Here is a 5738-nt window from a genome sequence, read left to right as displayed (position 1 = left end):
CGTCATCTCCAACGCCGCGGCACCGTTCGGCGGCGTCAAGCAGTCCGGCCTGGGCCGTGAAGGCGGCCTCGAAGGCATCGAGGAATACCTCTACACCCAGTACATCGGCATCGCCGACCCCTACGCCGGCTAACCGCGGCGGCCGGCTCACACCCCAAACGACAACCCTGACCTGTGTGCACCTGGGCGCGGAGCACCCTCGGTAGTTGGGCGACAGCTGTATCGACGACGTCGTCGTCAATGCACACAACGCGGTTGCGCGATCACTTTGGACGCCAGGCTGCCGGCAACACTCCCGAACCTGATAGTGCAAAGGGTGCCGGGATGCCGGGACGTGGGACAGAATGGGTCTATGACCCTAATCGCAATTATCGGCGGCCACGGAAAAGTTGCTAGGGAACTCTCCAAAGTCCTGGCTGCGGACGGGCAGGAGGTCACCGCCATCTTCCGCAACCCCGAACACGCGTCCGACGTCGCGGCAAACGGCGCCACCCCAGTCGTCCTGGACGTGGAGAATGCGACGACGGCAGAAATCGCCGAGGCGCTCTCGGGTCACGACGCCGTCGTATGGTCGGCCGGTGCCGGCGGCGGAGACCCCGGGAGGACCTACGCCGTGGACCGTGACGCCGCGATCCGCTCCATGGACGCTGCTGTCCTGTCCGGCGTCGGCCGCTACGTTATGGTGTCCTACCTTGGAGCCGGACCGGACCACGGAGTGCCCCGAGACAACCCCTTCTTCCACTACGCGGAGGCCAAGGCCGCCGCTGACTCCTATTTGCGCGGCACCAGCCTGGGCTGGACCATTCTCGGCCCCGGCGCGCTCACGGACAAGCCGGGCAGCGGCCTGATAGACATCCACGTCAACGAGCCCTGGCAGGCTGCCGAAACCGCCCGCGCCAACGTCGCCCTCGTCGCTGCGGCCGTCCTGGAGCTGCCCGCCGCAATCGGCCGGACTATCGGGTTCCGCGACGGCAGCCAGCCCATCGCTGCAGCCCTGGAGGCGGTGGCCTAGCCCGTTCGGGGAAAGTGGACACAATGAGCAGCTGACACCCATTATGGACTGCTGCTCGGAGCTAGCACCTTCCGTTTCAGTCAGGCCGTAGGAGAGGGGACCAGCGGCCGTTGCGGGGTCCCGGACCGACCGGAGGGCACGACGATGAGACGTGCGGTTACTACCGCCACCGTTCCTCCGAACTCGGCAACCCTGCGGGGGGTCCGTCCGTTACCCCTAGCTGGCCAGGGCGTGTCTACCTGTCGACAGGGGACTGGTGTCGGCTGACCGCGGCTTACTTTCCAGGGAACGCCTCCGCTGACTTATCCGACCTCCCGGTTGGCACCGCCTGGGTCATCTGGCGTCGTTCGGGCTGTCCGCGTTCCTGATCAACTGTGCGCTGCTCGTCCTGGTCGGGCTGGGGCTGCATACACAGCAGCGGGAACGGGCGGCGATGAGGGGATCCGGTGCTTCGTCTGACCACCGACCGACGGCTGGGCATCGAGGACTCCATCGCGATCATTCGCAGCCGGATGACCGAAGGCGAGGAGGCGTTCATCGCGCTCTCCTGGACATCACTGCCTCCACCGAGGACATGGGAGGAAGCCACCCAGAAGCAGTGGCAGACCACCGAGTTCTGGCGGCAGTGGATCACGGTGGGGGAGTTCCCGGACCACCCGTTGCGGGAGGAGCTGCAACGCAGCGCGCTGACGTTGAAAGGGCTCACCTATGCGCCGACCGGAACGCTGATCGCCGCCCCCACCACGTCGCTGCCCGAGACGCCCGGGGGAGAGCGAAACTGGGACTACCGGTACACGTGGGTGCGAGACTCCACCTTCGCGCTGTGGGCCGTCTATACCCTCGGCCTGGACCGGGAGGCCGACGACTTCTTCTCCTTTATCCGCGCCGTTGCCGCCGAGGACGACCTGCAGCTCATGTACGGCGTCGGCGGCGAAAGGGACCTGCCCGAGTCCAGGGTTGAGGGACTCGGCGGCTACGACGGGGCGCGCCCCGTCCGCATCGGCAACGCGGCGGTCCACCAGCGGCAGCTCGACGTCTGGGGCACGATGCTGGATTCCGTTTACCTTCACACCAAGTCCCGTGACCAGCTCCCCGAGCCGCTATGGCCCGTCCTGCTCCGCCAGATCGAGCAGGCCGCCTCGCACTGGCGTGACACCGATCACGGCATCTGGGAGGTCCGTGGCGAACCGCAGCACTTCACGTCCTCCAAACTCATGTGCTGGGTGGCGTTGGACCGCGGCGGGCCGTTGGCGCGGCTGCACGGCGAGGCCGATTACGCCCGGAAATGGGACTCAATCGCGGAGGAGATCCGCGATGATATTTGCCGTAACGGCCTCGACGATCGCGGAGTGTTCGTCCAGTCCTACGGCACCACGAACCTCGATGCCTCGCTGCTCCTTGTCCCGCTCGTCCGGTTCCTGCCCGCCAATGATCCACGCGTGCGTGCCACGGTCTTGGCCGACGCCGATGAACTCACCCAAAACGGACTCGTCCTGCGCTACCGCCCCGAGCAGACCGACGACGGACTCACCGGTGCTCAGGGGATCACCATGTGCTCGTTTTGGCTCGTCTCCGCCCTCGTTGAGATCGGAGAAGTGGCCCGCGCCAAAGCACTGTGCGAGCACCTGCTGTCCCACGCCAGCCCACTCGGGCTCTACGCCGAGGAGCTGGATCCGGTGAATGGCCGTCACCTCGGCAACTTTCCACAGGCGTTCACCCACTTGGCCCTCATTAACGCGCTCATGCACCTCATTCGCGTGGAAGAAACGGACCGTGCGAAGCAATTCTCCCCGGCTCACCGCAACAGGTAAATTTCTCCGCACGGTCATAGCCAGCGAGCTCCGGTGTCAATGTCCTTGACCCTCTGCCGCTCTGTGGACCATGGTGCGGACAACTTCGGCCGGGCACACGGGGTGGGCGTGTGTACCCGGCCGTGTACCGGATCAGCCTGTTGGCGGATCCGGAGGCGGCTTACGCCGCCAGCGGCATTGCCTCATGACGGGCCTCGACGACGAGTGACTGCCCGTGGACCGAGACGGCCACCAGGCCGCCGGACTGAAGGTCCGACGCCACGAACAGATCCGCGATCCGGTCGTCCAGCTCGCGCTGGATCACGCGGCGCATCGGCCGGGCCCCGTATTCGGGCTCGTAGCCGCGTTCGGCGATCCAGTCGACAGCCATCTCGCTGACCTCGAGAGTGATGCCCTGGGACTGCAGGCGGGCTTCCGTCTGGTTCAGCATCAGCCGAACGATCCGGCGCAGCTGCGCCTGGTCCAGCTTGCGGAACAGGACGATCTCGTCGATCCGATTGAGGAACTCCGGCCGCATCGTCTCGCGCAGCCGGCCCAGCACCCGGTCCCGCAGCGCCTTCTCTGGGCCGAAGCCGTTGCCCTCGTCCGCCTTGGATACGAAGCCCATCGCGCCGCCCTTGCTGGCGAGGAACTCCGAGCCGAGGTTGGAGGTCATGATGATCACGGTGTTGCGGAAGTCCACCATGCGGCCCTGTCCGTCGGTCAGCCGCCCGTCGTCGAGCACCTGGAGCAGCAGGTTGAACACATCCGGGTGGGCCTTCTCCACTTCGTCGAGCAACACTACGGAGTACGGGTTACGACGGACGCGTTCGGTCAACTGCCCGGCTTCGCCGTAGCCGACATAGCCCGGAGGGGCTCCGACCAGCCGGCTTACGGTGTGCCGTTCGCCAAACTCGCTCATGTCGAAGCGCACCATTGCATTCTCATCCCCGAACAACGACCCGGCCAGGGCCTTGGCGAGTTCAGTCTTGCCCACACCCGTTGGGCCGAGGAACAGGAAGCTGCCGACAGGCCTGTCCGCGTCCCCCATGCCGGTGCGGCTGCGCCGGACCGCCTTCGCTATCAGCATCACGGCGTCGTCCTGCCCGACGATCCGCTGATGCAGTTCCTCCTCGAGCCTGGCCAGGCGTTCCCGGTCGTCTTCCGTGAGACGGCTGGCCGGGATTCCGGTGGACCGGGAGATGATCCCTGCGATCTCCGCTTCACCGACGACCGCCTCGGCGACGTCGGACGCCTCAGGTGCACTGGAAATCGCACCGGTAAGCTTCCCTTTCACTGCTTTGATCTCATCCCGCAACCGAGAGGCCTCTTCATAGCGTTCCGCGGCGACGGCATCGTCCTTGGACTTTTCCAAGGTTGCGAGCTGCTCGCGAAGGACAGCCACGTCGGTCTGTGAGCCGAGTTTGAGGCTGAGCCGCGCACCCGCCTGGTCGATGAGGTCGATGGCCTTGTCGGGCAGGAAACGGTCCCTCACGTAGCGTGCGGAGAGTTCGACGGCGGCGCGGATCGCCTCGTCGGTGTAGCGGACGCCGTGGTGTTCCTCGTACCGTCCGCGCAGGCCGTCGAGGATCTGTACGGCGTCCTCGATGCTCGGCTCGCCGACCTGTACGGGCTGGAAGCGGCGTTCCAGTGCCGCGTCCTTCTCCACCGTGCGGTATTCGCTCAGGGTGGTGGCGCCGACGAGATGAAGTTCACCACGGGCCAGGCGCGGCTTCAGGATGTTTCCTGCGTCCATGCCGCCTTCCCCTGCGCCGCCGGCTCCGACGACCGTGTGAAGTTCGTCGATGAACAGGATGATTTCCCCGGCGTGTGAACCGACCTCGTCCATCGCCTTGGTCAGGCGCTCCTCGAAGTCACCGCGGTACCGCGTTCCGGCCAACATGGCCGGCAGATCCAGGGCAATGACGCGCTTGCCGCGGAGCTGTTCGGGCACGGCGCCTGTGATGATCGCCTGGGCCAGCCCTTCGATGATCGCAGTCTTGCCCACGCCGGCTTCTCCGACCAGGACAGGGTTGTTCTTGGTGCGCCGGGCCAGGATCTCGATGGTCTGCTCGATCTCGTCACTCCGGCCGATAACTGGGTCCAGGCCGCCTTCGCGGGCACGTGCCGTGAGGTCGCTGCCGTATGTGTCCAAGATCGGGGTGTCAGACCCGGCGGCAACTGCCTGCGGCCCTCCCGGCTCCGCGCCGGTCGGCGTGACCCCACGCCGAGCGGACTGCTCGCGCGGACCCGACTGCAGGGACTCCGGCGTCACCCCGGCCGCGGCGAGCACCTGCCCGGCCGGGGCCTCCTGGTTGATGACGAGCGCGAAGAACACGTGTTCGGGATCGATGTAGGTTGAGCCGAAGGCCCGGGCAACCTGGTAGGCGTCGAGCAGGGCTCGCTGGGCCGACGGCGTGAGGGCCGGCGTCGTTTCCGCCCTGGCGGTTGCCTGCTCCGGGAGACGCTCCTCGGCCGCCGTGGCGATGACAGCAGGTTCCGCGCCTGCGTGGCGGATGTAGTCGGCGGCGGGTTCCCTCTCGACCATGACACGCAGGATGTGCAGCGCGTCCACGTGGATGTGACCGTGCTGCGCGGCGAACTGTGCGGCACGCGCGAGCACGTCATGGGTGCGCCGGCTCAGCAGCCGGGTGATGTTCATCGGGTGCCCGGGGCCGGCCGCGCGTTGGCCCTGCAGGTAACGGGCAAGGAATTCGTCGAACGAGCCGTGGCCGGACTCGGCCGGTCCAAAAAATGCAGCCATGTAACCTCCGTAAGATAGTTGAGTGTGGTTGACTCAACGTTGGAAAAACGGATTTATTCCCGGGTGCAGAAGTGGGCAGGGTGCGGACCCGGGAAAATCGGGGCACCCGGTGCCTGGACGCAGCTCACGCGATGGCGCAAGCCCGAGCGGTATCACTTCTGGTCATGTCCCC

At 66.4% G+C, this 5738-nt stretch carries 4 protein-coding genes; 3 read left to right on the top strand and 1 reads right to left on the bottom strand.

All coding sequences use genetic code 11. The annotated features are described in order from the left end of the window. The 3 genes from ARGLB_RS23085 to ARGLB_RS01165 form a co-directional block, all read left to right on the top strand. Positions 1-133 (top strand): aldehyde dehydrogenase family protein (locus ARGLB_RS23085; protein ID WP_139023215.1); only part of this gene is annotated, 133 nt, incomplete at its 5' end. 219 nt (positions 134-352) lie between these two features. Beyond that, positions 353-1012 (top strand): SDR family oxidoreductase, encoded by a 660-nt coding sequence (locus ARGLB_RS01170; protein WP_003797930.1) that lies wholly within the window; start codon positions 353-355, stop codon positions 1010-1012. 446 nt (positions 1013-1458) lie between these two features. Then, the gene (locus ARGLB_RS01165; protein WP_003797928.1) at positions 1459-2823 is read left to right on the top strand and encodes a glycoside hydrolase family 15 protein; all 1365 of its coding nucleotides are present in this window, start codon (positions 1459-1461) and stop codon (positions 2821-2823) included. A 160-nt stretch (positions 2824-2983) separates the two neighbouring features. On the opposite strand, the gene ARGLB_RS01160 is transcribed toward ARGLB_RS01165, so the two are convergent. After that, entirely contained in the window at positions 2984-5566 is a 2583-nt protein-coding gene (locus tag ARGLB_RS01160) for an ATP-dependent Clp protease ATP-binding subunit (RefSeq protein WP_003797927.1), read from the bottom strand. Positions 5567-5738 lie beyond the last annotated feature (172 nt).

This window comes from Arthrobacter globiformis NBRC 12137 (assembly GCF_000238915.1).
GTDB classification, from domain to species: domain Bacteria; phylum Actinomycetota; class Actinomycetes; order Actinomycetales; family Micrococcaceae; genus Arthrobacter; species Arthrobacter globiformis.
The sequence above is the reverse complement of the archived record's forward strand: the minus strand, read 5'-3'. Positions and strand labels throughout refer to the sequence as shown.

Bases quoted from the DNA above. Each gene is read 5' to 3' on its own strand.
- ARGLB_RS01170 (WP_003797930.1), top strand. From the start codon at position 353: ATGACCCTAATCGCAATTATCGGCGGCCACGGAAAAGTTGCTAGGGAA.
- ARGLB_RS01160 (WP_003797927.1), bottom strand. From the start codon at position 5,566: ATGGCTGCATTTTTTGGACCGGCCGAGTCCGGCCACGGCTCGTTCGAC.